This window comes from Prochlorococcus sp. MIT 1342 (assembly GCF_047304495.1).
GTDB classification, from domain to species: domain Bacteria; phylum Cyanobacteriota; class Cyanobacteriia; order PCC-6307; family Cyanobiaceae; genus Prochlorococcus; species Prochlorococcus marinus_D.
This window is the reverse complement of the sequence record NZ_CP138957.1, coordinates 1,529,035-1,555,916: the sequence shown is the minus strand read 5'-3', so window position 1 is coordinate 1,555,916 and position 26,882 is coordinate 1,529,035. Positions and strand designations below refer to the sequence as shown.

The window sequence follows — 26,882 nt, the reverse complement described above, 5'->3', positions numbered from 1 at the left end:
GAAGAATATTTGATGCTTTTGAGTAAATCAAGGTTGTAGATGTTGCAAAATCCCTCCAGACACTCCTACAGCAATGGGCCTGATGAGATGGCTACCAGCATTCTTCATGGCTGGTTAGATCAGCAGGATCCTTAGAATCTGGATTCTGACTCCAAAGCGCCCGATAGGGGAATTCGCCAACGCATGACCGACGTTCCAGTTTCTCGCTTGAGGAACTTCTGCATCATTGCCCATATCGATCACGGCAAGTCGACTTTGGCTGACAGGCTTTTGCAGGACACTGGCACGGTGGCCGGTCGGGATATGCAGGAGCAGTTTCTCGACAACATGGATTTGGAAAGAGAGCGGGGCATCACGATCAAGCTCCAGGCTGCCCGGATGAACTACACGGCTGCCGATGGCGAAAGCTATGTGCTCAACCTGATTGATACCCCTGGCCATGTGGATTTCTCCTATGAGGTGAGTCGCTCCTTGCAGGCCTGTGAAGGGGCACTGTTGGTGGTGGATGCCAGTCAGGGTGTTGAGGCCCAGACCCTGGCAAATGTCTATCTGGCGCTGGAAAACGATCTAGAGATTATTCCTGTGCTCAACAAGATTGATCTGCCGGGCTCTGATCCAGAACGGATTAAAGAGGAGATCGAGGCGATCATTGGTCTTGACACCTCAACAGCAATTGCCTGTTCTGCCAAAACAGGCTTAGGCGTACCAGAGATTATGCAGGCGGTAGTGGATCGCATCCCGCCCCCTGCAGATACCATCGATGAGCCAACCAAGGCATTGATCTTCGATTCCTACTACGACTCCTACCGAGGCGTCATTGTGTATTTCCGGGTGATCAGTGGCCGGATCAGCACGAAGGACAAAGTGTTGCTGATGGCCAGCAAGAAGAGCTATGAGCTTGATGAGATCGGTGTGATGTCACCAGACCAGTGTGAGGTCAATGAACTTCATGCCGGGGAGGTGGGTTATCTGGCGGCTTCGATCAAGGCGGTTGCTGATGCACGGGTTGGAGACACGATTACTCTCCTCAATGCCCCAGCAGATGAGCCGCTACCTGGTTACACCGAGGCAAAGCCGATGGTGTTTTGTGGCTTGTTCCCTACGGATGCAGATCAATATCCAGATCTAAGGGAAGCGCTTGACAAGCTGCAGCTTTCAGATGCAGCACTGAAGTATGAACCTGAAACCAGCAGTGCGATGGGTTTTGGCTTTCGTTGTGGCTTTCTAGGCCTACTGCATATGGAGATTGTGCAGGAACGGCTTGAACGTGAATACGACTTGGATTTGATTGTTACCGCTCCTTCAGTGATTTACAAGGTGAACATGATTGATGGGCAGATGTTGATGGTGGATAACCCTGCAACATTGCCAGATCCGCAGAAGCGGGAATCAATTGAGGAGCCTTATGTGCGGATGGAGATCTATGCCCCCAATGAGTACAACGGCACTCTGATGGGTTTGTGCCAGGAACGGCGCGGTGAATACATTGATATGAAGTACATCACCACTGAGAGAGTTACCTTAATTTATGAGTTGCCCTTGGCTGAGGTGGTCACGGATTTCTTTGATCAGATGAAGAGTCGCACAAAGGGTTACGCCTCAATGGAATATCATTTGATTGGTTATCGCCGCAATGATCTGGTGCGCTTGGATGTCTTGATCAATGCAGAAAAGGCTGATCCACTTACCACAATTGTGCACCGTGATAAGGCTTATAGCATTGGCAAGGGTCTGGTGGAGAAGCTAAAGGAGCTGATCCCAAGACAGCAGTTTAAAATTCCCTTACAGGCTTCCATTGGTAGTCGCATTATTGCCAGCGAGAGCATTAGTGCCATGCGCAAGGATGTGCTTGCTAAGTGTTATGGCGGAGACATCTCAAGAAAAAAGAAGTTACTGAAGAAGCAGGCCAAGGGGAAAAAAAGGATGAAGGCCATGGGCAAAGTGGATGTGCCTCAGGAAGCATTCATGGCTGTATTGAAGCTGAATCAAGAAAGTTAATTATGGCCTTTTTATTGACTGGAATTGGTTGTTACGTAATCCTTGTCGATTTGTAGATAGTCACCTGTGGTGTTAGTTGATAATTTCTCCATCCAAGGTGATTCTAATCCAAGGGCTATCGTGTTTGTTTTGAGTACCTGTTCTCGTGTGTTGTTGAAGTTTGAATAGTGAGCAACTGTAGGGTCATGATCATTGGCTTGCCAGCTACCGCCCATACGATCGGCATTAGGCTCCCCGTCTGAGAGGAAGTAAAGTGTGTCCGTTTCGTTATCTTTGAAAGAGGCATCTAAGCCTTCCCATGGATAAGTTCCGCCCCACTTTGTGGGACGACCATTGTCCAATGAATTAACGAATACAATTGCGGATTCGCGCACACCCTCATTTCCAATTTTAATCAAGCCATTGCTTGATTGCTCCCAAACTTTGTGGTTCTTCCGACCTGGTGAGCTGAAGGATTGGATGCTGACTTTTGTATCTGGAGAAAGTGCTGTCAGTAGGCTGGTCAGTTCCGTTTGCAGTGATTCCATTCTGGTTAAAGCGCAGTTCTGACGTGACCAGAAATAGTAACTTCCACTCCAATATATTTTCCAGTTGCCATAAGTACTCCCCCAAAGGATGCAAGCACTCATGGAGCCTGAGCCATCAACAAGGAAGCGGATACGTTTGCTTTTTACATTGCGGAAGTAGGCCCCATTAAGTACACTATTGCTATCATCTCCATAGTGCTCAATACGTTTGTCTGCTCTGGCGAATGCCGCAAGATAAAGTGGATATCTGGTAATTGTTCGCGTAGCGCTGATGGCTTCAAGATAACTCTCAGTCTCAAATTTCTCTGCGTCGTTGTTGGGGTTCGGATCAATAAATTTGACCAACTTGCGTTTTTTATCAGTCATCACGCCAAGAGCCGGCTCCATAAAGGTGCGTGCTGGTGTGCTATCAGCTGTAAAGGAAACATCAAGGCCTTCTATGACTTCTCTCAGGCTTTTGATATTACCTTCATTATTTTTTTGCTCGCAATCCCCCTTGGGCTTTGTGCATTTCATCACTCCGATATCTTCAATTGCTTTGGCAATAAATGCGTCTTCTGTTTCGCTATAGCGTCCATCAAGGCTTAGAGGTGCACCACATCGCATCAGTGCATAGCCTGCCTTATTTGAATTAACACTGAGCCCATAAAGAACTGGTGTGTTTAGTTCAGCCATCTTGATGCCGAAGACTGGCTTGAAGACTTGATGTCGATCCTTTGCGAGCAGGCCGCATTGCTGGAGAGTTTCTTGATATTGCTCATTTGCCATATCGGTATGCTCCATTCCAGCAGGTACAGGGTCGCTGTTATTGACCAGGATGTGGATACTTCGCTCGATTTCTGATCGCAGCAGGCGCAGACCATTGGTTGTGTTTTGCCGCAGGGTCGCTTTGCTTTCAGCCCTATCCATCAATGTCTGCGTTGAGCGCAGGGCTAATGAGGACGCTCCGATTAGCAGAATGCCCGCCCCCGCCGCGACGACGGTTTCCGACATCCCAAAGCCATTGGTAGGCAAAGGATGCGATCGTCGCTGATGACAAAGGTTCTTGAGCAGTTTCATGGATCAAGTGCCATAGAACTATGGCTTTTGATGGTTTAATGATGACAGGGTTGAGATCTTTATTTCTCAATTAGCTGTGAATGTTTCCTGAGGATTGTCTGAAGACAACGATTAACTGCTATCGCAGAAATCAGTGTCACCATTCCAGGTTCCGCTTTGGATATGGCCATTGCCTGAGAGCTCGACGCATCGGGTTCTCAGCAGAGGCTCTTGGGCACTATGTCGAGAACGAATCAGGATCGTGAGATTGTCATGTTTTGCGCTGGTTCCTGGTGGTGATAATTCGTAGCTAGCTTGTGAAGCAGACACCTCGACCTCTTTTGACTCTCTGCTTCCTTCAATGCTGAGAAAGCGATAACGTGATTTTCCTTTTAGCAATTCGGGTGTGCAGTTAACAATCTCCCCATCTTGATTCCAGCAACACTTAAGACGTTGAGTGTTACTTTGAGAGCCATCAGGTTGTTGAAATTCCAGCAGAAGCCAAGGGGGGCCAAATTTTTTTTGGGTTAGATCCTGATCAAGGCTGAAGCTGCAGCTTGCTTTTGATTGCCCCAATCTTGACCGCAAGCTGAACAAACCAGATTCGACAAATTGTGTGTAGCGATCGACCTGACCTTGAGCTACATTTCGGCGAAACTTTGGCACCCCATACGCAGATAAAATACTTACAATTGTGATCACAACCAAAAGCTCTAGAAGGCTGTACCCCTGCGAGGTGTGTTGACCAGAACGTAAGTGTTTCATTTGTAGCACCTCGCCTGGAAATTTGGATTGAGTTCCAGCACTCTTTGTTCAGTAGCATTTTTCATCTCAGTTTCATGGAGCAGCTCAGCAGAATTGTTGTCGGCAACTTTGGTTGCTCCTGGCCCTTCAAAGCTGAAGATGACAACCGCAATTTCTTCTGCAGCGGTTGTATTCACTGTTCTATTGATCAGTTTTTTGTTTGACTCGTTCTTGAGAGTCGGAGCTGGTACATATTGTCGACCCGTGCTCTCAATGATTTGCTTTTTCAGGTAATTAGGAGGGTCATGACAGGCAGACTGCTGCTCACCTTCGCTTGGGATTGAATCAAAAGTAAGTAGAGAGTCAGCTTGTTGTAAGAGCTGAATATTGTCATTAATTGCTGCCTCTATACGAGTTCGCTCTAGTTGATTCCTGCTGTTGATTAGTGCTGAAAGGGAGAACCTACTTACTGCAGTCATCGCCATAGCCAGCAACACACCAGCAATTAGGACTTCCACCATGGTGAAGCCAGAATCCCTCTTTTGCTGATCTGTTTGATTGCTATTGCTGCTGGTACTGAAAAGTCTTAGCTGATCTGTAATGATTTGCCTAGTGTTTTCTCTAGGTGAACATGAGTCTTGCTTTTGTTGGCTAAGTCTTATCCAATGAATTTGTTTGAAATATGGTTTAAGCAGGTGATTGCTTAGGATCATGTCAATGGTTTGATTCCATCGATCTCTTTTTAGGTTCGCACCAGATTGGGTGTGTTTCACCATCGCCTAAACGTGTCTAGGCCTGTGCCTCGAATACCTCGGGCTATGGTGCGGCCATAGCCTTTGAAGCCATCAGTGCTCCACTGCCAGAGTTCTTCGGCTGCCTGAGTTACAGATCCTTCGCCGCCATCGTCGCGATCGGTGATCAGATTGAGTGAATGATTTTGTGAGCAGAAGCTATTTGCCCAAATCACACCACGCATCTCTGCATCACTGCTGAGCGTGAACGTTCCTTTGCCAAGGGCGACCCATGCAGCAGGCAAACTGTTGCCGGCAATGCTCAAAACGTAGGGATCATCTAAAACTCTATTGGTATCGCAGTCGCTAGGTGCATCCCCTGTCGAAGCCGTAACCACAAAGCGTTCTGGACGGTTGTTGCACTTCGTTTGCCCAGAGTTAACCCCACAGAGAATGCTGCTATCTGATAGCTCTATGCGTCCACTTAGATTGGTCGGGGTAGAACCTGAGATGGGCAATTCAAGGTGTAAAACTATCGGTCTATTGTCATTTTCAATCAATACTTTCGTGTTTCTCAGGTTGATGTGCTCTACGTAGATATGACATTCCCCATTTTTATTTGAGCAAATATCATCTCTGCTAATCCTTACCTCCCACTCTTTCTGCTCTTGTGTTGTCCAAGATTTCCAGCCTTGGTAATAAACTGAAGATCTATACCAGCTGTAGCCATCTCTAAGAGTTGGCTTGCCTGTATAACACCAGTTGTATATACATGCCAAGGTTGCATCCCAGGTGAATCCATTAGAAGCTTGCTGAGAGGTTTGACCACCAGAGCTGACTTTGCTTGTGATCTGGATTCCTGGTGGTGCCGATGTGGTCTTGCTGTTGTTCGCTCTTGTACAGACTATTTGATCCGTACCACAATCAAAATTTGAATTGTTGCCTGTGTCATCAAAACTCCATACACGCGTAGCTCCTGAGTTGCTAGGCATCGTGTCGATGACTTTATTTTTGTCGTAAAGAGCTGTACTTGGTAGCCCTCTGTTGAGCACAGGCCAGATTCGATCTGCCACAGCGCTTGATTGGCCTTGAATGCCAGCTTTGAGAGTGCTGGTATCACATCCACCTTGTTTCTGGAAACTGTTTGGAGATTCCACGTCCCACATGATTAGGCCTGCGCCGCTGATGCTTGTAGGGCCAAGATCAATATGTTGTGCTGCAAGGACACCCCAATCCTCAGGCTTCACAACACTTGAGCTGATGTATAAAGAGCGTGTTAGAAGTGTTCGAGCTAAATAGTCTTCGTCTGAGGAACCGACTCTTTTGGCGATGCCTTCAATTTGGAAGACTCCTTCACCAAGCCCATTCTTTCCTGGGCTTAAGTAATCACGTAGGCGGTAAAATGTTTGGATGCTGCCTTTGCCATCCTGACGCTGGGTTCTCGTTTCATCAGCAATAAATGGAACTGAGATAATTGTTTCTGTATTTCCTCCACCCACGTGGCCTGTCGGCCATTTGGCTGTTTCGCTGGATGGATGAATGGGTAAACCCATTGAGGTGACAGTACATAGCTCTTCAAGAGGTTCTGCTTCTGTCGTATTGATGAGTTCCCAGGAGAATCCGTTATTGGGATTATTAGTATTTTTTTGATTATTGAGTGTAAAAAGAAAGCCTCTATAGTTTTCAGGATCATTTTGGTTGAGCTTGCTCAGGATTCGGTTAAAGCCATTGACGGCAGCAGCTTCGGCCATCTGTTGATAGCTTTCGGATGCCCCTAGCTTCCTGGCCATCAGTTGACGGATGAGCAATCCGGTGGCGCCGGTCAGTAAGGTTAAACCCGTTAGCAATGCTAACAATAATGCTAAACCTTCTTCCCCATTTGGGGCTTTTCTCTGACGTGAGAAATAGAGGAAATGATGCAATAATCCTTTTTTAATTTTAAGCATCAGCTATCTCCTCTGCAGACAAGATCAGCGTTGCTAACCGCATTTTTGCTGTCTTTCCTGCCTTGTTTTAAATCGCTCGCACCCGTTCCAAGATCAATGCAAGCGATCACATTGAACTTGGCCATTTCTGGATTTTCACTCGTTGGCTTTGCCGTGAATTCGAAGTAGTTAGTGTTACCTCCATTGTCCGTGCGGCTTAAAGTGTAATTGCCTCCAGGCAGATTGATTGAACCGAAAGTGGTAAGACTTGCCGGTCCGCTGGTTGTCATGATCGCTGCGATGTCATTCAGTTCTACCCAGCCAGTGGGGATTTTGTTGAACTCATCGATATAGGCTGCCAGGGTGTTTTGTATCTGAGCTAGAGTAGCTACAGCCTCACTTTGTTTTGCTCTCTGCACTTGATTAAAGTAATTTGGCAACGCAACAGCGCTAAGGATCCCTATTATTACGACCGTAAGCAGAACTTCTATAAGCGTAAAACCCCCAGTTATTTCGTTATTTGCTTGGACTGGAAGAAGCTTCACTTGAATTCTTCTCTCTTTCTCCGCTACTCTACGAGGCTTCTTTCTGTCAATACTGAGAATGGTCTGAGAAGTGGTTGAGAGTTTTATGCAGTAGATGATTTCAAAAAAGCTTTTATAGGCTAGCTCGTGAACATGTTCGCTTTTGCCAGTATTTTGGAGGAGTCTCTTTCCTAATGATTTAGACATTCGCGAAATATATAGCTGTATTGATTGGTCTAATTACTTTTGTTTATCGCCTATTTACAAATGCTTCTTGTATTTATTGCCGTTAGATTCAGCTTGCTGCTTGGGTGATTTGACCGCTGGTTTTGTCTACAGTGATCGTGCATTTTTTGCCTTTCGCTAATGCTGTGCCGTTGCATTTTGCTCTGCCTCCAACAGCATCAGCTTCTGTTTCGTAAGTGACATCTTTCGTAGGCGCTTTTGTTGTATCTCCGCCATTGCAATTATTTGCGATTGTTAGGCCTGTTGTTGTTGTGGGGTAATCAGCTGGATAGGGCCCGTCGGTAATGATTGCTGCGGCGCATTCTTTGGCAAGCCCAGCTCCTTCGCCGAGTTGTGTGTTGAGCTCCGCTTTTTCTTTGATCCCGGTGAATTGCGGTAGGGCAACCGCACTCAGGATGCCAACGATCACAATCACGATCATCAGCTCCACCAGGGTGAAGCCTTGCTGTAAAGCGCTTGCTCCCTTCTGGCGTCTCAACAGCGCAAGCTTTAGCTGTTGGTTGAGGATGCTCATGGTGATATGCGATTTCAATATTGGCCCCATCATATTGCCTTGATATGGCGATTTTGTGGTGAAGGATCGTCTAAGGCTTCTCTGAGAGTTCTCTTTGAGCTGTCTTAGAGGCTCGTTAACTGTTGGCCCAAGATGCTTGCTTTCATGCTTTTGCCCCTGAGCTGATCTGCTCTCGCCTCTGGCCCCTCAGGCTTTGAGTAATCCGCAGCTTGTTTGCCGATTGCTATCGCTGCTGATTGATTTCAACGCCTTGTTGAGCAGGCTTTTGCAGGGCTGATCTCTTGGCTTCTTACTGATCAAGGTCATCATTGTTAGCGATTGCTGCTTGCCTGCGCCGGCGGGGAATCCTTGTCGTAGTTGTTGTTTTGAGATGACTTCTTATCGCCAGCGGGGCTGTTGTCAAAGCACCACCGCTGGCTTGGTGTTGCCCCTGGCGCTTGCGGCTGCGTTTATGGTTTTACTTGGCAGCACTTCGCTATTTTCGCTTGCGCTCCTGAGCCTTAGTCGCACGCGCATCAGCATGGCTGAGCGGATGCGCGCCGATCAGCTTCGCTCTGCTGCGCAGCACTTCGCACAGCTCGCTACAGATTCCCACGCCTGCCTTCTCACTTGGCCTTCCAGTCGTTGGAATGATTTGGGCTCTCAATGCGCTGATGCTGATCCCGGCCGTCTGCAACAAGGCTTGATCGGCGAGAACGTTTGGTCCTTGATCGACTGGGTTCCCAGTGGTGACACAGGTCGCTTGAGGCTGCGTCTTGCCGCTGGTGCTCGAGCTGCCTTTCTGCTCGCATTAGCCCCTGATGGCCCCGCTGTGCGTGAGGTTGGTGCGATGCAACCTCTGGTCACCCTTGCGCAGGAAAGGCCATGAGTTTGACCGAGCTGATGGTGGCTTCTCTGCTGTTAGCTGGTACGGCAACGAGCGGACTGCACATTTGGGGGCAGGCCAGCCTGGCTGCTCATGTTGGCTGGCACAAAGAGGAACAGCTTGAGTCTGTTGAGTTGCAGTTGGTGGCCTCCCAGCGCTGGTTGTCAGCTGTTGGCCATGGTTTTGAGCTGCTTACTGCTAACGGCAGTTGCCGTTTTGATCTTGCCGCCGTGTCTCGTTCAGCAGATATGGCTTTGCCTTTGCCGGAGGGGCTTGAGCGGCATTGGCAAAGGCAGGCTTATGGCGCTGGACTTTGGCTTGAGATTGACACTTATCCGCCTAAGGGGTCGCTTGTTGAGCCGCTTCGACGTCGCCAGTTGCTTACGCCCGCGGGGACTGGTTGGTGCAGGCCCAGTCTGACGGCGCAGCCATGAGCCGTTTGTCCGATGCAGCCTCTGCTGAACAGGGATTCAGCTTGTTGGAGCTGTTGCTGACTCTCTCGATCCTGGCAGTTCTGGCTGGCTTCAGCTTGGTGAATACTGGTGAGTACCGCCATCGTTTGCAGGTGGATGTTGCTGCTCGACGACTGCAGCTTGGCTTGGAGCGCGCTCGACTGTTTGCTTTAAGTCAGCGGCAGCCCTGCGGGTTGCGTGTTGCTGCTGAGGGTTGGCAGAAGCCGCTTGTTCGTGAGTTGCCAGCTTGTGTGTCCTCTCGATTGAGCCTGCAGGAACCATTCGCTGCAGTGCCACTGACTTGGCAGAGCAACTTGCCTCAGCTGATGCGCTTTGCGGCGAATGGTTTGACTTTGGATGGTGGAACCGTTGTTTTGGGCAGCCTTCACAGCCCTTATCGACGCTGTTTGGTGATCAGCCTGCCCTTGGGCGTGAGCCGTGTTGGCCGTTATGACGGCGATCCCCTCGATCCAGCAATTGGTCTTAGCAGTTCACGTTGTTTACCTGATGAAGCGCTCTAAAGGCAGTGACGGTTTTATGGCTTCACTTTGGTGGAGGTGATGCTGGTGATCAGTGTGGGGATGGTGTTTGTTGCGATGGCCCTTGGCGTGATCACTCGAGATCTTTCCCTTGGTCAGGCAATGGCCCAGCGCCTGCGTGAGCGGGGTCTTCAGCAACGCACCCTGATGTTGATCAAGGCTGACTTGGCGCGCGGCTATGGCTGGCTGGTTGATCCGCCAATCTCCAACCTTTGGCCTTGTTCCTTAGCTGGTCGTCAGCCTGTGTTGGCAATCGCTACAGCAAAAGATGATCCCGAAGCCCGTCGAAGGGCCATCATCTACTCGATTGGCTCGGCTCCATCGCCGATCTGGCGCAGCCAGGTGTTGATGCGCTGTGGCCCGGCGTTTGACATCAACGGCGAGCCTAACCTCGCAGGCAGCTTCCAGAACCGTGTGCTGATCGATGGTTTGCCTGCCTCGCTCAGTCATGGCGAGCTTGGTTTTGTGGCACGTCCGGACCCTCTTCTGCCGGTGTTGCGCCTTGAACTGGAGCAGCAGTTTCAGGCTCCTGACGGGAAGATGCAGCGCATCCGTTCAGTGGCCTCTGCTTGATGCTCTGCACGTTGATGATTGATTGGCGTATGCAAAAAGCATGTCAGGCTCAGTCAACTTTGCTTGTATCGATGCTGTATTCGGATCAGGTGCAAACTATTGAGACGCAAATATTCGACACTAATGATGCATAAGTTGCTCTCAATATGGCTTTGGCGTAATGCTTTTTATGCGGAATTTAGGATGTCAGTAAGCAACTGTTTTGTGATGGAGTTCCACGCGTGCTTATTCTGACAGCAGAACAGCAGATGCCATCAATACCCTTCATTTTAAGGGTTGTATTGAGGGGGACCGGAATTTAGGGTTGAATAATCAACTTATTAGGAAAAACAATTTGACAAATCTTTTTAGCTTAGATCTCTTCCCTCATTGGGATTGTGATCTTGATCACAGGGATTAATGATTCCGCTCACAGGTGTAGCCGTTGAGAACGGCGAAAGTATGTAATGCTAAGCAAGGAGCTCTTGGTTGGACATTAACCGTCTTGGCAAATCATTGAACGCAAGAGGGGACTGGATCAATTTTAGGCATCCGCCTTATTCGATTCGCCGCGTTCTAGAGCGCACCAGCTTGATGGCTGTGGGGTTGGGATATGGCTTGTTGTTGTTCTTTAACCTGCAGCTCCCGGCTGAACAGCGTAGGCAGGCTCAGCGGGAAGACCTTGGCGATGCCAAGGCTATCCTTCGTAAGTCGAAGGATTTGATCCTTCGCGCCGATTCAGTATCGAAATCTGAAAACAGTATTGATCCACTTTTGCTGAAGAGATTGCTGAGTGATTTTTCATCTTTTCATCTTTTGATTTCGATGCACCCCAAGGGGTTTGAGGCTGGTTTTGTGATTCCTGATGTGAGAGGAAATATCAATCTTGGTAAGGTTCTAGCTTCTTATGGTTTGCGAAAATATCAAGGCGATGCCAAATATGGTCCTGTTCTTATTGATATTGATTCAGCTTATTATTCAATCATTAAAGATGACATTGAGCTGCATGGAAATACTTGGAATATTTATCTGGTGCAGGATGTTAGTCGTCAGATTCGCCAGCAAAATATTCTAACCATCATTCTTATTCTAGCTGCTTTACTTGCTTCGATGGTGACCTTATTCCTCACGCGTACAGGCATTCGACGAGGTTTGGAGCCTTTGCAGCGCTTTGGCGGCGTGATCGAATCAGTCTCGTCTGGATCTCTCGACGATCATCGCTGTGATCCGAAATATGAACCTTTGGAACTTAAGCCTCTTGCCGGTTCGTTTAATGCGCTTTTAGATCATTTGGCTGAATCGTGGAATCGTCAGAGGAAGTTTGCCAATGCTCTCAGCCATGAGCTGCGCACACCGATTACTTTGATTATTGGCTATACCTCCAGGGTTTTGCGCCGATCAGGAAACCTTAGTGAAGATCAGCGGCATCAATTGACGATTATTGATGATGAGACTCGTCGTCTCGGAAGGTTAATCACTGATCTATTAGATATTGCGCGTGAGGAATCTGACACTCTGGTGATGACTTCAGAGCCTTTCTCCGCATTTGAGACGTTAGAGCAGGTGCTTTTACTAAACCAAGGTGATCATGAGACTCGCTTGAAAATCGAATCGAGTTCATACGGTTTTGATCAGATCTGGGCTCTTGGTGATCACGATAGGGTCGTGCAGTGCCTTAGCAATTTGATTGAGAATGCTTTCAAGTACAGCCCAGAAGATAAGAGAGTTGAATTGAGCTGCATTAGCACGCATGAGTATGTGAGATTGCAAGTTCGAGATCATGGCCCTGGTGTGCCAGAGGCTGACAAGGAGTTGATTTTTGAGCAGTTTCAGCGTGGCAGCAACACGGCACAACAACCTGGCAGTGGCGTTGGTCTAGCCCTTGTGCGCTCGTTGGTGAAGCGGATGGGAGGGCGCGTTTGGGTTGAGAATGCTGCTGATGGTGGAGCGATCTTTGTGATTGAGTTGCAACGTTGTCAGCCGCCCTAGCAACAATGCAGAGACTGTTCTGTCTCCTTCCTCAGCAGTGAGCGTTGACCTTTCGTCTTTGCGTCTGTCACGAGTGACCTTGTCGACTCGCATGGCGCGCTGGGGGATGGTGATTGTTGCCATCTATCTGTTGGTGGCCTTAATCACCCCCTTGCTGGTGATGGTGGGTGTTTTGCCTGAGGCCAACGCTGGTCTTGATAATCCCATTTATGCGCCTCCTTCATGGGGGCATTGGTGCGGAACTGATCGTCTCGGACGGGACGTATGTGTTCGCACCATGGAGGGCAGCGGCGTGGCTTTGCAGGTGGTTCTTCTTGCGGTGACCTTGGCTGTGTTCGTGGGGGTGCCCCTAGGGATGATGAGTGGCTACCTCGGAGGTGCTTTGGATCGCATGTTGGTGTTGGTGATGGACACCCTTTACACATTGCCGGTGCTCTTGCTTTCTGTGGTCTTGGCTTTTTTGCTTGGACGGGGTATTCCCAATGCGGCCGCAGCCCTTTGTGTTGTTTATGTGCCCCAGTACTTCCGCGTGGTTCGTAACCAAACAGCCCAGGTGAAAGCAGAACTGTTTGTGGAGGCTGCCCGTTCCCTCGGTGCTGGCCCCATTTGGATCTTGCGCAAATACCTGCTTCGCAATGTGATCACATCCGTGCCAGTTCTGCTGACCATGAATGCTGCTGATGCTGTTTTGGTGCTTGGTGGCCTTGGTTTTCTCGGCCTGGGATTGCCGGAAACTGTGCCTGAATGGGGGAGTGATCTGAATATGGCTCTGGCAGCAGTGCCAACTGGGATTTGGTGGACTGCTCTCTATCCAGGCTTGGCCATGTTCGTATTGGTGCTGGGACTCTCATTCCTTGGTGAGGGGCTGGAGGCATGGGTGAGTGGTCTCGATGAGTCGACTGCCTGATTTCAGATCACTCCCATTGCATCCTTTGGAGGGGCACACTGAGGGAAGTCTTTGCTTTAAGCCATGCCCTGGTGGATCACATTGATCTTGCTGGCGCTGATGATCTTCCTTTGGGTCTCCGGGCGCCGAAATCCTGATGATGTGATCGGTCTGCTTCAGCAGATGCTAGCGATCGGCTTGGCCATGGTTGTGCTGTTTATAGGCCAAAACATTTTGCTGGAAAGCATTGTCTTGCTGATTGGCTTGCGTCTTCCCGCGGCACGTCAAAACCAACTTGGGATCAATTGATCGCATGCAAGCAAAGATGTGCAGATGCCATTTTGAGTGTTAGCTGGTTGCTTAACAGCGCAATCTCACGTTGCGGGGGAGGCTTCCTTGGATTTCGCCTTGATCGTTAAGGGCAGGATATGACCTGCCTTCCTGCTGGCACCATGCTGCAACTTCTGGATAGGCCCACTCAAATAGGCGCTGTTGATAAAGCGCTGGTTCTAGGCCTTCACCGGCTTGAGGTGCGATACCAGCCAGCCGTCGTTGACGTAGGGCCTCAAATAGCAAGGTTGCTGCTGCTACCGAAACATTCAACGACTGCACCATGCCGCACATAGGGATGAAGATCCCTTCATCCATCAATGGCTTCGCCAGCTCACTAAGGCCCCATTTCTCAGCTCCCAGGACGAAGGCTGTAGGTTCGCAGAAGTCGCAGTCTCGGTAGTCGCGTGCGTTTCCACCTAGATGGGTTCCATAAAGGCGAAAGCCACTGTCCTTGATGGCCTTGACGGCAACTTCGATGCTGCTGTGCTCTTTGAGCGGTATCCACTTTTGGCTTCCCTGAGCGGTACTGTTGAAAGTGGGCAGGCGTCCTGAATAGTTCACTGCATGGGCTTCCAGGACACCCACCGCATCGCAGCTGCGCAGAATGGCTGAGAGGTTGTGGGGCTTTTCTACGTGCTCAAGCAGAACTGTCAGATCTGCCATTCGGCAATCCAGAACAGCCTTGAGACGATCAAATCGGCGAGGCAGCAGAGGCATGGGCCAAGCGTCTTTTGACTTGAGGGTATGGGATGCCGTGTCCCTCATCCCTTTCGGCCAGTTAGCGACCTATGGTCAGATTGCCGAGATGATCGGTGCCTATGGATGTGCCCGTCAGGTGGGTTGGGCTATGCGTCGATTACCTTTGCCATCCAAGGTCCCTTGGCATCGAGTGGTGAATGCGAAAGGGATGATTTCGATGAGTTTGAGCCGCGAAGGATCTGACTGGATGCAGCGGCAGATGTTGATCGCTGAAGGAATCCTTGTGGATGCCGAGGGTCATTTGCCCTTACGACGGCATCTTTGGCGGCCGCAGTTGAGTGATGAGGGCCTGTTGTTGGGAATGGCTCAGGAAGGCGTTAGCTCTGGAAGGTTCATCTCAGCCCAGGACAACCATTGATGTTGTCTTCTTCTTCCGTTGCTGCCGCTGATGGATCTGTACCTGTACCGGGACTGCTGCCGCGGCGGGTGGCATGGGAGCTGTTACAGGCAGTGGCGGCAGGGGCCTATGCAGATGTCGCTCTCGAACGAGCTCTGCGTCAGAACCCCATGAGCGGTGCCGACCGTGGCCTGGTGATGGAATTGGCTTATGGCGCAATCCGTCAGCGGCAATGGCTCGATGCTTGGTTGGATCGTCTTGGCAAGGTGCCTGCTTGCAAACAGCCACCAGTGCTGCGCTGGTTGCTGCATTTGGGGCTCTATCAGATTCTGCGTATGCAGCGGATTCCAGCGGCAGCGGCAGTGAACACCAGCGTTGAACTTGCTAAGACCGGCAAGCTTGCCCGATTGGCTCCGGTGGTGAATGGCATTTTGCGGGCGGCATTGCGTGCACGCGATGCCGGTGAGGTACTCCTCGAGCCGGAGGACTCTGCCGCTCGGTTGGCGCAGGCGGAATCTCTACCGTTGTGGTTGGTGGAGCAGTTACTTGTTTGGCGAGGCGAGGTGGGAGCTGAGCTGTTTGCTCGTGCCAGCAACCAGGTACCAACACTTGATCTGCGCATCAATCGACGTCGTACAAGCCGTGAGAACGTAAGGCTGGCGCTTGAGGCTATTGGAGTGGAGAGCACTCCGATCGAGAGCTGCCCTGATGGTTTGATGGTGACTGGTAGTGCTGGTGACCTAAGCCAGTGGCCTTGCTATCAGCAAGGACATTGGTGTGTGCAGGATCGCTCTGCACAGTTGGTCGCACCGCTATTGGAGCCGCAGCCTGGGGATCGGATTCTTGATGCCTGCGCAGCACCAGGGGGTAAGGCCACTCATCTTGTTGAGCTGATGGGTGGTTCGGGAGAGGTGTGGGCTGTGGATCGTTCCGCTGGTCGACTCAAGCGCTTGGCGGATAATGCTGCTCGCTTGGGGGGTGACTGCCTCCATGCTCTAGTCGCAGATGCTACGAATCTGTTGGCGGTGAAGCCAAGCTGGCGAGGATCTTTCCAGAGCATTCTTGTGGATGCGCCATGTTCTGGTTTAGGTACCTTGGCCCGTCATGCGGACGCCCGTTGGCGAGTCACTCCGTTGCAGATTGAGGGGCTGGTGATCTTGCAGTCCAAGCTGCTTGAAGGCCTTCTGCCTCTGCTTAGCTCTGGAGGCCGGTTGGTTTATGCCACTTGCACCATCCATCCGGCCGAGAACTTTGATCAGATCGAGGCCTTCCTTGGTCGGCATCCTGAATTGAGCTTGTCTCAGGAACAGCAACTATGGCCTGATCCTGAGCATGGTGGTGATGGTTTTTATTCAGCCGTGTTGGATCTCAGCTGAGCCTGATCACGGAATAGGCATTGGCTCGAAGTTTTCATTGAGCGGCGGTCCCCCTGGCGGTGCGATGTATCTGGGTGGAGGTCCCTGGTTTTGATCTTGGTCTTTGGCAGCATCCTCGCTGCCGTTCTTTGGTTTGCTCCTCGTTTTGCTTGGTGGCCTAAAGGTGCGGTTCATCACTGGTTTTGGTGGGAAGGGTTGTACCTCAAAATTGTCTTGGATCTTGGTCATGAACTGCTTCCAGGCCCATGCAGCATCACCACTGCCGCCAGATGTCTTTCGGTTGTTGTCGTAGCCAAACCATACGGCGGTTGTTAGTTGTGGTATTGAGCCAATGAACCAGAGGTCACGGGCACCTTCCGATGTGCCGGTTTTGCCCGCCACCGGCCGGTCACCGAGGGATGCCGCAGCTCCAGTGCCACCGCTGACAACGCGCTGGAGCATCCAGTTCATGGTGTCTGCTACGTCGCTATCGAGGGCTCGTCGACCTTTGTAGCCTTCGAACTTGTGGTTCCAGATCACCTCGTCGTCTGGGCCTCGGATCTCTTCAAATGGCGTGGGCTTCATGTAAATACCCCGGTTGGCTACTGCGGCATAGGCTGCCGTCATGTCGAGCACTGTTTGCTCGTAGGCCCCAATAGCGAGCGGATAGTACTTGCCCAATGGGCGAGTGGTGCCGATGCCAAGATTATTGGCCATGCTGATCACGGCATCAAAGCCCACCTTGTCTAGTAGTTGGACTGCAACAGTGTTTAGGGAGTATCTCAGGGCATCAGCGAGTGCCACTGATCCCAGGTATTTGTTGCCGAAGTTCTTTGGGCAATATCCTCTCCAGCAGCGTTTCGCGTCCACAACCTTGTCCTCTGGCTTAATGCCGGCGTTGATGGCTGCTGCATAGGGAAAAAGCTTGAAGGTGGAGCCAGGTGAACGCAGAGCCTGTGTTGCTCGATTGAATTGGCTGGTATTGAAGTTTTTGCCTCCTACCATCACCCGCACTTCACCGGTGCTTGGTTCGATAGACACCATGGAACCCTCTGTGTTCCCGGGGGCGTATTTGCGGATCACCTCTTGGGCTTGCTTTTGCCAAGCCAGATTGAGGCTGGTGTGAATCTTGAGTCCACCCACTTCTAGTTGCTCTGGGGTGAGCAGAGTGGGGAGTTGCTGGGCTACCCAGCTGGTGAAAAATGGTGCGCTGCTGTTGAAGTACTTCGGGATCGCTGGCTTGAGATTGAGGGGGCTGTTGCGAGCTGCATCGGCTTCTCTGGCAGAGATAAATCCTGCCTGCTGCATTCGTTTAAGGACAATTGCGCGGCGTTCTAGGGCGATTTTCTGGTTGACCAGTGGTGAATACACTGAGGGAGCAGGGGGCATGCCAGCGATTAGAGCGGCTTCCGGCAGTGTGAGTTGATTGGGGGATTTAGAGAAGTACACCCAGGCTGCATCGGCTACGCCGTAAGCACCTGAGCCCAAGTAGACGTAATTCAGATACTGCTCAAGGATTTGCTGTTTGCTGAGCTGTCGCTCCAGCTTGTAGGCCAGAGCAGCTTCTTTGAGTTTGCGCGGCAGGGTTCGTTCCTGACTCAGGAATACGGTTCGAGCAAGTTGCTGAGTGATGGTGCTGGCACCTTCCCTCACGGAACCCTGGCGGAGGTTTGTCACCAGGGCTCGGCTGATACCCCAGATATCCAAGCCATTGTGGTAGTAAAAGCGGCGGTCTTCTGCCGCTACGAAGGCTTGCTCCACAAGCAGAGGCATCTTGTCTTGCTCAACCTTCTCGCGGGTCGCGGGACCAAGCTTTTGGATCACCTGCCCATCAGTGGAGAGCAGCGTGATGGTGCCTGGCCGGTTGAAGTTGGCAATCCGCCGGGCATCGGGAAGAACCGAATCCAAGGCATGAGTGAGAGTCCTTTCAGCCAAGGCTGCGACACACCCGATGGCGACAGCACTAACTGAAATAACAATCCAGTGACGGCGCTTGCGAGTCACATCCCCTGTGTTAAAGGGCTATGGCCTATGGCTAGAGCCGTAACCAGCATGCCAAGGATTAGAAACGGTTGAGCGCTGGTCTGATATCTCACATCAAAGGCCAGGGGATCACGCAGTAACCAGATGTCTTGGAATGTGATCTGGGGAATGATCAATAAGATCAAAACGACTGAGGCAAAATGCTGACCAATGGCGATCAGAACAACAACCATCGCGAGTTGGAAGATGTCGATCATTCCTGCACTGATCCAGCTGGCCTTTTTGATTCCAAAGACAACTGGCAGGGATTGAAGACCGAGGGCTCGATCTCCCTCTACACTCTTGAAATCGTTGATGACGGCAATACCAAGACCAGCCAAGCTATAGGCAAGTGTCAGTAGTGCTGTAGTCCAAGTCAGTTGTCCGAACAGCGCCTGACCAGCCCACCATGGCAGGGCGATGTAGCTGGCTCCAAGCGCGTAGTTTCCTATCCAACCGTTCTGTTTCAGCTTGAGAGGTGGGGCTGAATAAATGAAGCTCACAAATGACCCGCCTAGGGCAAGAAACAGCACAACGGGAGTGGTGTGTTCAGCCCAACGATCTAAGCCATAGGCAACTGCAAGACCACCGAGAAGCAGCATCCAGATCTGAAGCTTGACTTGTGTCAGCGGGATGGCCCCGGAGGGAATCGGCCTATAGGGCTCATTGATTGCGTCGATCTCGCGATCGTAGTAGTCGTTGATGGTTTGGGTGTAACCGGTTAGAAGCGGGCCACTCATGACCATGCAGGCCGCGGCTGCAAGCACATCTGGTAGGCGCCATTGGTATTGACCACTGGCGGCGGCTCCACAAATCACACCCCAGAGCAGTGGGATCCATGTGACAGGCTTCATGAGCTGCAGACGCAGCTTCCAGATGTTGGTTGTGCCAGTGGCACCTTTGATGCCAAGGAGTTGGCGAGCGTCGCTCACGGCAGGCGTCTCAGGCGGAGGTAACTTCGTCGTCAAAGAACCAGCTGACAGTGCCATCGCTAAGTTCTACGACCAAGCCAATGCCCATGCCGTCAGTCATTTTGTAGCCGGTGACCCTGCCAACGTCAGATTTCTTGAGCAGTTCTACCAGTTTGGCTGGAATGCGATCACGAACGCGAGAGACTCGGACCTTGGAGCCGATTCTGTAGGAAGTGGCAGCCTGGGACATGGCCTGCAAGGCTTAGAAGGTGGCGCAACCTTAACAGTCGTCACTGCTTTATCCCAATGGTCGCGCTTCGTTTGATTCCTTGCCTTGACGTGGCTGATGGTCGCGTTGTGAAGGGCGTGAACTTTGTGGGCCTTCGTGATGCTGGTGATCCCGTGGAGCTTGCCTGCCGATATAGCCAGGCTGGAGCTGATGAGTTGGTGTTTCTTGATATCGCCGCCAGCCATGAAGGTCGGGCCACGCTGGTGGCGTTAGTTCGACGTACTGCTGAGGCCGTGACCATTCCATTCACAGTTGGAGGGGGTATCAGCTCTTTGGATGGCATCACAGAGTTGCTTCGGGCCGGAGCCGACAAGGTGAGTCTTAATTCCTCTGCGGTGCGGGATCCAGATCTCGTAGCGCAGGGAGCCGACCGTTTTGGCTGTCAGTGCATTGTGGTGGCCATCGATGCTCGACGTCGTCCTGAGGGCTCGGGCTGGGATGTTTTTGTTAAGGGTGGCCGCCAAAACACCGGTTTGGATGTTGTGAGCTGGGCTCGGCAGGCAGCGGAACTTGGTGCTGGTGAAATCCTTTTGACTTCAATGGATGGAGATGGAACTCAGGCTGGTTATGACTTGGAGCTCACGCGAGCAGTCGTGGAAGCGGTGCCGGTGCCTGTGATCGCTTCGGGAGGTGCAGGTTGCCTGGATCACATCGCAGAAGCCTTCACGGTTGGCCAGGCCTCAGCTGCATTGTTGGCCTCTCTGCTTCACGATGGCGTGCTGAGTGTGGAACAAATTAAGACTGATCTGCTGATGCGAGGTTTGTCGATTCGGCCTCTTGAGGCCTGAGGCTTTGTCTTTGTGTTCAGCAACACACTCCTAAATTTGGCAGAAGTTCTGTTTGCAAGAGTGCTTTTGGATGTGTTGCTCATCGATCACCCTTGGGCGCAGCAGTTGCTCCAAGCAGTGTTCAGGCCCCTGGATGGGATCTTCTGATGAGGCCTGGTGACCCCCAGGCGGTGGAGCAGTTGTTTGATGCGGTCGCTCCTAATTACGACCGGCTTAACGACTTGTTGAGTCTTGGCTTGCACCGCATCTGGAAACGCCAGTTGTTGGCCTGGTTGTCTCCGCTTCCAGGAGAACATTGGCTTGACCTTTGCTGCGGGACTGGTGATCTGGCACTGGCATTGGCCCGCAGGTTGCGACCTGGAGGGTCTGTGTTGGGGCTAGATGCGGCTGCGGCGCCTCTAGCCGTGGCAAGGCGGCGCGCCGCGGTTGAGCCCTGGTTGCCCCTCTCCTGGTTGCAGGGAGATGCTCTGGATACTGGCTTGCCTTCCAATCGTTTTGACGGTGCTGTGATGGCTTACGGCCTGCGCAATTTGGCGGATCCAGGCGCTGGGTTAATAGAGCTTCGACGCCTTTTGCGGCCTGGTGCTCGGGCAGGCGTCCTTGATTTCAATCGCATGGGCGAGGGTTCCTTGGCAGCACGTTTTCAGCGGTTTTATCTGCGAAGGTTGGTGGTGCCGGTGGCTGCCCAGGTGGGTCTGCGCGAGCATTACGCTTATTTGGAGGCCAGTTTGCAGCAGTTCCCAAAGGGAGAGGCTCAGGAGCGACTGGCTCGGGACGCGGGATTTGCCGCAGCGAGCCATCGACCTCTGGCTGCGGGACAGATGGGTGCCTTGCTGCTTACCGCTTGAGGCGCTGATCGAGCAAAAAGACTCTTGCGAAAAGACGGGTCGATGACTTATGAAGAAAATATTAAGACGCAGTTCGCTGTGGCCTTCCCTCTCCCTTCTCTTCTCTCCTCAATTAAGGACTTGCTTTTGGAGGTGCAGTGGCTTGATGGCTTGATCTTGGTGACTGATTCTCAGCAGGCCACCTTTGTGCCCTTTTCGCAGGTGGATTCTTTGTTGCGCATGGTGCGGGCACGCCCCAATGGTCAGATTGTGGTTGAACGGTTGTGCATGGCACTCCTTGATGACCATGATGGTGGGGGAGCCAAGCCTGTGCTGGTGTTTCAGGGTGATGACAGGTTTTGGCTGGGAATGATGGGTCTGAACGGCAGTCACTCGAACCGTGATGGTGCTGTTGCACACCTCGATCGCTGTTTTGCTCTTAGCAGTTGAGTTATTCACGCCATCAAGGAAGGCCTTGATGAGGGAAGTGCCTCTTCTGAGCATGAGCATGTCTGCTATTTGGCTTAACTAGTAGTTGACTTGTTGTCAGAGAGATCAGGCTTTTTGCCTCGTTTCAAATCAGCTTTCACTCTCAGGTGCTTTACATTCTTAAATCAGGCGAAGACAGGAGAAGAAAACCTCTGCCAGGTTAAAAAATCGGAATATCTTCGCAACTTAAAATTGCCGCTTCCCCAAAGTAAGCGTCCAAACTTAATTAGCGAAATCTTCCTGTTTCGAGGAGCAGAAGCAAACTTTAATCTGGCATGAATAGGCTGATTGCAGTAAAGATAACAAGACTTCCATTTCCACGCCTGTGATATCTACAAGATCATTTGAAATCACTAAAAATAACCATCATGAAAGATAGCAATCACTTCTGCTTGCAGGATTTAGCCATTTAGTAGGGCAAATTAATTGGTGCATGTGATGGTAAAACAATCTCCTGGAGTGACCTTGCTGCGTCATTCATCTTGATTCGCGTCAATTGGTGTTGGTTTGAACAGAATGCTTGTGAATAGCAACAAATTTATTTTATTGGCTTTTCATTAGAAATAAAAAACCTTATTATAGTGAATGAATTGTGCTAAAAATAGCCTCAGCTCATTCTTGAAGCAGAACACCTTGCCAGAAAGGTGTTTAAGTTATGCTCTGAGCTTGAATGTGTTGGCGGCATAGGCCAAATTAATCTCCATGGCCCTAAGATTATTACCTTCATCATTTAATTGTCAAAATATGCGATGACTTTTGGGAGCGCTGAGTGATAAATAAAGGATCAACCATTCCAAAGTATGGTCAATGTTGAGAAGAGATCTTTAGTTGTTTAGATATTAACTCTTGTTCAGAATAAAGGGCTCTGTTGCACTTATGAGCTGATCGAATAATGAAGAGAAAGGATTTCAATGATATCAATAACATACCCTAGTCGATAACTTCTATGATGCCCTCGGTAACATAAACTGCTAAATCCTCGATGTTCTCTGCTAGCTCTTCTCTAGATATATCCCATTTTTCACACATTTTTGTTGATAATTCATGTTGTTTAGCATGTTCTATCATTGTTTCTACCATATGTTGAGTTAAGCTCATTCCCATTCTGATTTCTAGGTAATCCCATACAGATTTTTCTAAGCGACTAATAAATTGAATATCATCACTACCAGCGTAGTCATATAGACCCATCACCCCTATATGGCAAAAAACCTGCCCTAATTCATCGTAAGCACTTTCAGAGCCTTCTGCATGTTCATATTCTGCCAAGATCCACCCTAATTTCTCCCTCTCCTTTTTGTTACCATTCTTTGCTGCCTTGAGAAGCTCGTAGAATTCTTTGAACTCTATTGGTTTTGGCATGAGGATCATCAAATTCCATCAATCATCCTACTCGTAGCACTAGAGCTGATCACCAAAAGCTGGTGTGATGAGTAGAGAAATCATTGCAACCCTATCAAGTCCTTGTCAATAGAATTATCAAATGGTTTTTGAACTTATCATTTATGTTAGAAGCTAGCTAACGGATTTAGGAAGCTCATAGTCTTCCCCCTCCCTCCCTAATACTCTTGAATAGTGCTTTATAGCCTACATCAAAGCGGGTGATAGATACCCTGCAAAATCTTATGCTTTTCTTTTCTCTATTGACGTTCACCGAGTTCCTTCATTTCTTCAAGAAGAGTTTGGTTTAAGTTCTCATTACATCTCATGAGCATTAACGTATAGATCGTACCTTGGCTGTATGGAGCATATGCTTCGGCGCAAACCTCTCCGATCGCACTCTTCCAGGCCTCAAAGGTCGAAGCTTTTAGTTGAGAGTCTAAACGGCACTTTGATCGTTTAAGGGCTTGGGAGGCACAATAGCTAAGCTCATAGTTGTTGTCTCCTGGGCACTTGAACTCATTTGCCTTGGATGGGACAAGTACTGTCCATATCAATAAGGGGAGTAAGGGGATTACTTGCTTCAATGCTTTGACTGTTGCTTTTGGGAATTATGTCATGCCATTGACGCATTCATGTCAATGAATTGGCAGACTTTACTTGTCGATGATCTCCTTAAGACAACCAGAATATGACATACTCGGTTCTTCTAAGGTCCAAGGATTCTCGCCCCTTTTTTTGATGATTTCTTGCCCATCAAAAAAGTCCATCGTTTCATGCTATTACCTTCAAGGTTCAAGAATTTCTTTGGCGATTAGATTAAAGAAGAATATCTCGTTGTGAACATGAAAGGATTTGGACAAAAGAAGAAAATAAAAAATAAACAACCCTCTAAGAAGTTTTCCCGAATACCACCTGACCAACTTAAGGCTATCGCTTTTAAATATCACCAACAAGGCAATATAAATGAGGCACAAAAAGCCTATCAGGAATTTATTAATAGTGGTTTAAGTGATCCAGATGTATTCTCTAACTTCGCATTAATCTGTCAATCCCAAGGAGAGATTGATAAGGCAATAAACATCTATAAGAAAAGCGTCAAACTATTCCCTGGCCATGCTTTTTCACATGCAAACTTGGGATATCTTTTCTTTCAGATAGGAATGTTAGATGATGCTGAAGTGGCGATACGCCAGGCGATTGTTATACAGCCTAACCTCGCCAATGCTTATTCATACTTGGGCTTAGTCTTACGAGAAAAAGGAAGACTAACGGATGCAGAAGATATAACCCGAAAGGCCATTGAACTTCAGCCAGATTTGGCTGATGCATACGTAAACCTTGGTCAGATCCTACAGAATCAAGGCAAACTAGATGAAGCAGAACATACAACACGAAAGGCAATTGAATTGCAAGATGATTCAGCAAGTATATATCTCAATCTAGGTGGTATCTTGCAAGACCAAGGTAATCTAACTGATGCAGAAGCGAACACAAGAAAGGCAATGAAGTTGCAGGCCGATTTGCCTGATGTCAATTTAAACCTTTCTATAATCTTAAAGGACCTTGGCAGAATTGAGGAGGCTGTATTTCATGTAACAAGAGAAATTGAGCTTTACCCACAAAAGCAATCATCATATTTGCTTCTTAACTCTCTGCTTCAGGAATCTGATCTTTCATTCTTACCTGAACGACAGTCTAGAGTTTTGCTTCGTGGCCTATTAAAGAGAAATGATATTGCACATAAAAATCTATTCTCAGCAATTAATCGCTTGATCACAGAACAAACACTAGATAGAATTTCAGGCATTCATCATGATTTATTTGATCAACCCTCTTTTCAACATATTCTTGCTGATGATGAGATTATCAGTGCTCTTGGTTTGATGTTATTCTCCACAATTGCCTGGGAAAAGGCATTAACTAATATACGCAAGCAAATATGCATTTCAATCCAAAATAATGGTTTTGATAAAAGGGTTATTGATTTAACTATTGCTCTTGCGGAGCAGTGCTTCCTAAATGAATATGTTTTTACATTTACCAAGCAAGAATTTGAAGCAATAGAACAGTTTAAACTTTCCTGCTTGAGAACTGATTTTGATCTAAAAACCATTTCCATCTTAGCTTGTTATATACCCATTACTCATCTTTGTGAACAGTTCCCTTCATTAAGAGCATTCATCGATGCAAATGAGAAATTAAATAATTTAAGAATAATGCAACTCGTTGAACCAGAACGGGAACATGAGTTTGCAGCATCTATTCCTAAATATGGGTCTATAGATGATGGTACTTCTATTCAGGTTAAAAAGCAGTATGAAGAGCATCCCTATCCGCGTTGGAGATATGCTTCTTATTCACGTGAAAATATTCAAACTATATCTTCAGCGATTAACAATGAAATAAACCCTAATCGGATCTCAATCATTTTGCCCAAGCAGAGATCTCGTGTCTTAATCGCTGGCTGTGGAACCGGACAGCAAATATTCGATGCCCTCTCTTATTCTAACTCTGATTTAACTGCTATCGATCTAAGTTCTTCTAGTATCGCTTATGCAAAGCGTAAGGCTCATGAATATGGAATTGAGCATATAAGATTTATAGAGATGGACATTCTTGATCTTCCAAAACTAAATGAAGAATTTGATCTCATAGAATGTACGGGAGTTCTCCATCATATGAAGGACCCCTCTAAAGGTCTGCAATCTCTACATACAATACTCGCAGCCGATGGAATGCTCAAATTAGGTTTTTATAGTGAGCTAGCACGTCAAGATATTGTCGAGGCTAGGAAAATCATTAAATCAGAATCTTTTGAGGCTAGTAATGAAGGCATTCGTCTATTTAGGGATAAACTAATCAACGGTGAATATCGGAACATTAGTTCAATCTCAAACTGGCCAGACTTCTACACAACTTCTATGTGTAGAGACCTTTGTTTTCATATTATGGAACATCGTTACTCACTAGAGATGATAGCATCGCTGCTTGAACAATTTGAACTTAGATTCTTAGGCTTTGTGTTGCCAAGTATTGTTAAAAAAGATTATGCCAGAGCTTATCCATCTGATGCAATGCAGACTGACCTCGGCTATTGGCAAAAGTATGAACAAGCCAATCCCAACACCTTTCGACAAATGTACCAATTTTGGACGAATCAAAGATAATGGCTTATGCCTAAATATTCTGCATAAATATTGATCATTTTGGTGTTGAACACCATGCTTATATGAGTGGATTGCCTGGCAACCAGTCCAATGGTATAATGTTGGCTCATAATCAATACAATGATCATGGAAGATTCTGAGAGCAATGCAAGTTCGAGTAACGACCAAACGGAAGCCTTCGAGCCGCCAAAAAATAGATTTGGAATACCATATTTGCTCGCAACTGATAAAGAAGAAAAAGATATGCCTAAAAAAGAGGTGCTTAATGTGTTAGGCCTACAATTATCAGCACCAGCTGGAATGCAGAACCCGTTGTTGATCTTCTTTGGATTAATTGGTGTTAATATTGCAATTATTGGATACTTTACATACATGCTAAATAAATAGTCGTATCTTGATCTAGCTGTTTGCTTTCAATGCGTATAGTTTGTTCGCTTGTTGTTAATGTATTTACCACGACTCCTTGAATCAGGCAGAGTAAATACTTCTTACTAGCACTTCCTTGAATCTCTACTGTTTTATATCTTGAAAATTCTATAGGTTTATAGCTCTAATCCCTTTATGTGGTTACCATTCTTTGATTGAGTTACTATAAGCAGATATACTTTGGAGAATAGAATAATGACTTTCTGCGATTCGCATTCTTCTAATCTAATCGGACTATGACATCAAAAGGCTATAAATGAGCCTTA

Annotated in this window: 27 protein-coding genes; 16 read left to right on the top strand and 11 right to left on the bottom strand. The window is 48.7% G+C overall.

Features of this window, described 5'->3' with window-relative positions; translation table 11 throughout:
• Positions 1 to 183: 183 nt before the first annotated feature.
• On the top strand, positions 184 to 1,998 hold the full coding sequence (gene lepA / locus SIB79_RS08005; protein WP_063403437.1) for a translation elongation factor 4: 1,815 nt from the start codon (positions 184 to 186) through the stop codon (positions 1,996 to 1,998).
• A gap of 11 nt (positions 1,999 to 2,009) precedes the next feature.
• On the opposite strand, the gene SIB79_RS08000 is transcribed toward lepA, so the two are convergent.
• Positions 2,010 to 3,308, bottom strand: a complete 1,299-nt coding sequence (locus tag SIB79_RS08000; protein ID WP_413681042.1) for a hypothetical protein — start codon at positions 3,306 to 3,308, stop codon at positions 2,010 to 2,012.
• Between the two features lie 34 nt (positions 3,309 to 3,342).
• Here SIB79_RS08000 and SIB79_RS07995 point away from each other — a divergent pair, with 34 nt between their 5' ends.
• A complete protein-coding gene (locus SIB79_RS07995) occupies positions 3,343 to 3,558 on the top strand; it encodes a hypothetical protein (protein ID WP_236072594.1) in 216 nt (71 codons plus the stop codon).
• Between the two features lie 137 nt (positions 3,559 to 3,695).
• On the opposite strand, the gene SIB79_RS07990 is transcribed toward SIB79_RS07995, so the two are convergent.
• From SIB79_RS07990 to SIB79_RS07970, 5 genes are all read right to left on the bottom strand, one after another.
• Positions 3,696 to 4,328: a Tfp pilus assembly protein FimT/FimU gene (locus SIB79_RS07990; protein WP_063403435.1), complete on the bottom strand. Its 633-nt coding sequence runs from the start codon at positions 4,326 to 4,328 to the stop codon at positions 3,696 to 3,698.
• Positions 4,325 to 5,020: a prepilin-type N-terminal cleavage/methylation domain-containing protein gene (locus SIB79_RS07985; protein ID WP_268873543.1), complete on the bottom strand. Its 696-nt coding sequence runs from the start codon at positions 5,018 to 5,020 to the stop codon at positions 4,325 to 4,327. The genes SIB79_RS07990 and SIB79_RS07985 overlap by 4 nt, the downstream gene beginning before the upstream one ends.
• A 56-nt stretch (positions 5,021 to 5,076) precedes the next feature.
• On the bottom strand, positions 5,077 to 6,828 hold the full coding sequence (locus tag SIB79_RS07980; RefSeq protein WP_236072592.1) for a hypothetical protein: 1,752 nt from the start codon (positions 6,826 to 6,828) through the stop codon (positions 5,077 to 5,079).
• Between the two features lie 155 nt (positions 6,829 to 6,983).
• Complete coding sequence (locus tag SIB79_RS07975; RefSeq protein ID WP_155724615.1) at positions 6,984 to 7,694, bottom strand: pilin; 711 nt, start codon at positions 7,692 to 7,694, stop codon at positions 6,984 to 6,986.
• An 88-nt stretch (positions 7,695 to 7,782) separates the two neighbouring features.
• Positions 7,783 to 8,247, bottom strand: coding sequence for a pilin (locus SIB79_RS07970; protein WP_063403432.1), 465 nt, complete (start codon positions 8,245 to 8,247; stop codon positions 7,783 to 7,785).
• Between the two features lie 370 nt (positions 8,248 to 8,617).
• Here SIB79_RS07970 and SIB79_RS07965 point away from each other — a divergent pair, with 370 nt between their 5' ends.
• The 7 genes from SIB79_RS07965 (at position 8,618) to SIB79_RS07935 (ending at position 13,839) form a co-directional block, all read left to right on the top strand.
• The gene (locus SIB79_RS07965) at positions 8,618 to 9,115 is read left to right on the top strand and encodes a hypothetical protein (RefSeq protein ID WP_081215642.1); all 498 of its coding nucleotides are present in this window, start codon (positions 8,618 to 8,620) and stop codon (positions 9,113 to 9,115) included.
• Entirely contained in the window at positions 9,112 to 9,546 is a 435-nt protein-coding gene (locus SIB79_RS07960) for a hypothetical protein (RefSeq protein WP_063403431.1), read from the top strand. Before SIB79_RS07965 ends, SIB79_RS07960 begins: the two co-directional genes overlap by 4 nt.
• Complete coding sequence (locus SIB79_RS07955) at positions 9,543 to 10,085, top strand: GspH/FimT family protein (RefSeq protein ID WP_063403430.1); 543 nt, start codon at positions 9,543 to 9,545, stop codon at positions 10,083 to 10,085. The genes SIB79_RS07960 and SIB79_RS07955 overlap by 4 nt, the downstream gene beginning before the upstream one ends.
• Positions 10,086 to 10,124: 39 nt before the next feature.
• Positions 10,125 to 10,676, top strand: coding sequence for a hypothetical protein (locus SIB79_RS07950; RefSeq protein ID WP_063403515.1), 552 nt, complete (start codon positions 10,125 to 10,127; stop codon positions 10,674 to 10,676).
• 495 nt (positions 10,677 to 11,171) lie between these two features.
• Positions 11,172 to 12,644: a sensor histidine kinase gene (locus SIB79_RS07945; protein ID WP_063403514.1), complete on the top strand. Its 1,473-nt coding sequence runs from the start codon at positions 11,172 to 11,174 to the stop codon at positions 12,642 to 12,644.
• A 91-nt stretch (positions 12,645 to 12,735) separates the two neighbouring features.
• Positions 12,736 to 13,551 carry an ABC transporter permease gene (locus tag SIB79_RS07940; protein ID WP_063403429.1) on the top strand — a complete coding sequence of 272 codons (816 nt, stop codon included), beginning with the start codon at positions 12,736 to 12,738 and terminating at the stop codon, positions 13,549 to 13,551.
• A 63-nt stretch (positions 13,552 to 13,614) separates the two neighbouring features.
• On the top strand, positions 13,615 to 13,839 hold the full coding sequence (locus SIB79_RS07935) for a hypothetical protein (protein ID WP_063403428.1): 225 nt from the start codon (positions 13,615 to 13,617) through the stop codon (positions 13,837 to 13,839).
• Between the two features lie 51 nt (positions 13,840 to 13,890).
• Here the strand turns inward: SIB79_RS07935 and trmH are convergent, their stop codons facing one another.
• A complete protein-coding gene (gene trmH / locus SIB79_RS07930; RefSeq protein ID WP_063403427.1) occupies positions 13,891 to 14,580 on the bottom strand; it encodes a tRNA (guanosine(18)-2'-O)-methyltransferase TrmH in 690 nt (229 codons plus the stop codon).
• Here trmH and SIB79_RS07925 point away from each other — a divergent pair.
• Positions 14,579 to 14,980, top strand: a complete 402-nt coding sequence (locus SIB79_RS07925) for an MGMT family protein (protein ID WP_063403426.1) — start codon at positions 14,579 to 14,581, stop codon at positions 14,978 to 14,980. The genes trmH and SIB79_RS07925 overlap by 2 nt on opposite strands.
• Positions 14,980 to 16,335 carry a 16S rRNA (cytosine(967)-C(5))-methyltransferase gene (locus SIB79_RS07920; protein ID WP_063403425.1) on the top strand — a complete coding sequence of 452 codons (1,356 nt, stop codon included), beginning with the start codon at positions 14,980 to 14,982 and terminating at the stop codon, positions 16,333 to 16,335. The genes SIB79_RS07925 and SIB79_RS07920 overlap by 1 nt, the downstream gene beginning before the upstream one ends.
• 6 nt (positions 16,336 to 16,341) lie before the next feature.
• On the opposite strand, the gene SIB79_RS07915 is transcribed toward SIB79_RS07920, so the two are convergent.
• From SIB79_RS07915 to SIB79_RS07905, 3 genes are read right to left on the bottom strand one after another with little or no spacing between them, the layout of a single operon-like run.
• Entirely contained in the window at positions 16,342 to 18,318 is a 1,977-nt protein-coding gene (locus SIB79_RS07915) for a transglycosylase domain-containing protein (RefSeq protein ID WP_063403424.1), read from the bottom strand.
• Positions 18,315 to 19,268: a chlorophyll synthase ChlG gene (gene chlG, locus SIB79_RS07910; RefSeq protein WP_063403423.1), complete on the bottom strand. Its 954-nt coding sequence runs from the start codon at positions 19,266 to 19,268 to the stop codon at positions 18,315 to 18,317. The genes SIB79_RS07915 and chlG overlap by 4 nt, the downstream gene beginning before the upstream one ends.
• A gap of 10 nt (positions 19,269 to 19,278) precedes the next feature.
• A complete protein-coding gene (locus SIB79_RS07905) occupies positions 19,279 to 19,497 on the bottom strand; it encodes a DUF2862 domain-containing protein (protein ID WP_041374878.1) in 219 nt (72 codons plus the stop codon).
• A 56-nt stretch (positions 19,498 to 19,553) separates the two neighbouring features.
• Between SIB79_RS07905 and hisF the strand changes: the two genes are divergently transcribed.
• The 3 genes from hisF (at position 19,554) to SIB79_RS07890 (ending at position 21,601) form a co-directional block, all read left to right on the top strand.
• Positions 19,554 to 20,324 (top strand): imidazole glycerol phosphate synthase subunit HisF, encoded by a 771-nt coding sequence (gene hisF / locus SIB79_RS07900; RefSeq protein ID WP_063403422.1) that lies wholly within the window; start codon positions 19,554 to 19,556, stop codon positions 20,322 to 20,324.
• Between the two features lie 146 nt (positions 20,325 to 20,470).
• Positions 20,471 to 21,172 carry a bifunctional demethylmenaquinone methyltransferase/2-methoxy-6-polyprenyl-1,4-benzoquinol methylase UbiE gene (gene ubiE, locus SIB79_RS07895; protein ID WP_063403421.1) on the top strand — a complete coding sequence of 234 codons (702 nt, stop codon included), beginning with the start codon at positions 20,471 to 20,473 and terminating at the stop codon, positions 21,170 to 21,172.
• Positions 21,173 to 21,250: 78 nt separating this feature from the next.
• Positions 21,251 to 21,601, top strand: coding sequence for a hypothetical protein (locus SIB79_RS07890; RefSeq protein ID WP_063403513.1), 351 nt, complete (start codon positions 21,251 to 21,253; stop codon positions 21,599 to 21,601).
• Between the two features lie 969 nt (positions 21,602 to 22,570).
• Here SIB79_RS07890 and SIB79_RS07885 read toward each other — a convergent pair.
• On the bottom strand, positions 22,571 to 23,002 hold the full coding sequence (locus tag SIB79_RS07885; RefSeq protein ID WP_413681037.1) for a hypothetical protein: 432 nt from the start codon (positions 23,000 to 23,002) through the stop codon (positions 22,571 to 22,573).
• Positions 23,003 to 23,865: 863 nt separating this feature from the next.
• Between SIB79_RS07885 and SIB79_RS07880 the strand changes: the two genes are divergently transcribed.
• On the top strand, positions 23,866 to 26,190 hold the full coding sequence (locus SIB79_RS07880; protein ID WP_063403418.1) for a class I SAM-dependent methyltransferase: 2,325 nt from the start codon (positions 23,866 to 23,868) through the stop codon (positions 26,188 to 26,190).
• A 126-nt stretch (positions 26,191 to 26,316) separates the two neighbouring features.
• Positions 26,317 to 26,577 (top strand): hypothetical protein, encoded by a 261-nt coding sequence (locus tag SIB79_RS07875; protein ID WP_155724614.1) that lies wholly within the window; start codon positions 26,317 to 26,319, stop codon positions 26,575 to 26,577.
• Positions 26,578 to 26,882 lie beyond the last annotated feature (305 nt).

Excerpts from the sequence above, each read along its gene's own strand:
- lepA (WP_063403437.1), top strand. The coding sequence starts at position 184 with ATGACCGACGTTCCAGTTTCTCGCTTGAGGAACTTCTGCATCATTGCC.
- SIB79_RS08000 (WP_413681042.1), bottom strand. The coding sequence starts at position 3,308 with ATGGAGCATACCGATATGGCAAATGAGCAATATCAAGAAACTCTCCAG.
- SIB79_RS07995 (WP_236072594.1), top strand. The coding sequence starts at position 3,343 with ATGTGGATACTTCGCTCGATTTCTGATCGCAGCAGGCGCAGACCATTG.
- SIB79_RS07990 (WP_063403435.1), bottom strand. The coding sequence starts at position 4,328 with ATGAAACACTTACGTTCTGGTCAACACACCTCGCAGGGGTACAGCCTT.
- SIB79_RS07985 (WP_268873543.1), bottom strand. The coding sequence starts at position 5,020 with ATGATCCTAAGCAATCACCTGCTTAAACCATATTTCAAACAAATTCAT.
- SIB79_RS07980 (WP_236072592.1), bottom strand. The coding sequence starts at position 6,828 with ATGGCCAGGAAGCTAGGGGCATCCGAAAGCTATCAACAGATGGCCGAA.
- SIB79_RS07975 (WP_155724615.1), bottom strand. The coding sequence starts at position 7,694 with ATGTCTAAATCATTAGGAAAGAGACTCCTCCAAAATACTGGCAAAAGC.
- SIB79_RS07970 (WP_063403432.1), bottom strand. The coding sequence starts at position 8,247 with ATGAGCATCCTCAACCAACAGCTAAAGCTTGCGCTGTTGAGACGCCAG.
- SIB79_RS07965 (WP_081215642.1), top strand. The coding sequence starts at position 8,618 with ATGACTTCTTATCGCCAGCGGGGCTGTTGTCAAAGCACCACCGCTGGC.
- SIB79_RS07960 (WP_063403431.1), top strand. The coding sequence starts at position 9,112 with ATGAGTTTGACCGAGCTGATGGTGGCTTCTCTGCTGTTAGCTGGTACG.
- SIB79_RS07955 (WP_063403430.1), top strand. The coding sequence starts at position 9,543 with ATGAGCCGTTTGTCCGATGCAGCCTCTGCTGAACAGGGATTCAGCTTG.
- SIB79_RS07950 (WP_063403515.1), top strand. The coding sequence starts at position 10,125 with ATGCTGGTGATCAGTGTGGGGATGGTGTTTGTTGCGATGGCCCTTGGC.
- SIB79_RS07940 (WP_063403429.1), top strand. The coding sequence starts at position 12,736 with ATGGCGCGCTGGGGGATGGTGATTGTTGCCATCTATCTGTTGGTGGCC.
- SIB79_RS07935 (WP_063403428.1), top strand. The coding sequence starts at position 13,615 with ATGCCCTGGTGGATCACATTGATCTTGCTGGCGCTGATGATCTTCCTT.
- SIB79_RS07925 (WP_063403426.1), top strand. The coding sequence starts at position 14,579 with ATGGGCCAAGCGTCTTTTGACTTGAGGGTATGGGATGCCGTGTCCCTC.
- trmH (WP_063403427.1), bottom strand. The coding sequence starts at position 14,580 with ATGCCTCTGCTGCCTCGCCGATTTGATCGTCTCAAGGCTGTTCTGGAT.
- SIB79_RS07920 (WP_063403425.1), top strand. The coding sequence starts at position 14,980 with ATGTTGTCTTCTTCTTCCGTTGCTGCCGCTGATGGATCTGTACCTGTA.
- SIB79_RS07905 (WP_041374878.1), bottom strand. The coding sequence starts at position 19,497 with ATGTCCCAGGCTGCCACTTCCTACAGAATCGGCTCCAAGGTCCGAGTC.
- hisF (WP_063403422.1), top strand. The coding sequence starts at position 19,554 with ATGGTCGCGCTTCGTTTGATTCCTTGCCTTGACGTGGCTGATGGTCGC.
- ubiE (WP_063403421.1), top strand. The coding sequence starts at position 20,471 with ATGAGGCCTGGTGACCCCCAGGCGGTGGAGCAGTTGTTTGATGCGGTC.
- SIB79_RS07885 (WP_413681037.1), bottom strand. The coding sequence starts at position 23,002 with ATGCCAAAACCAATAGAGTTCAAAGAATTCTACGAGCTTCTCAAGGCA.
- SIB79_RS07880 (WP_063403418.1), top strand. The coding sequence starts at position 23,866 with ATGAAAGGATTTGGACAAAAGAAGAAAATAAAAAATAAACAACCCTCT.
- SIB79_RS07875 (WP_155724614.1), top strand. The coding sequence starts at position 26,317 with ATGGAAGATTCTGAGAGCAATGCAAGTTCGAGTAACGACCAAACGGAA.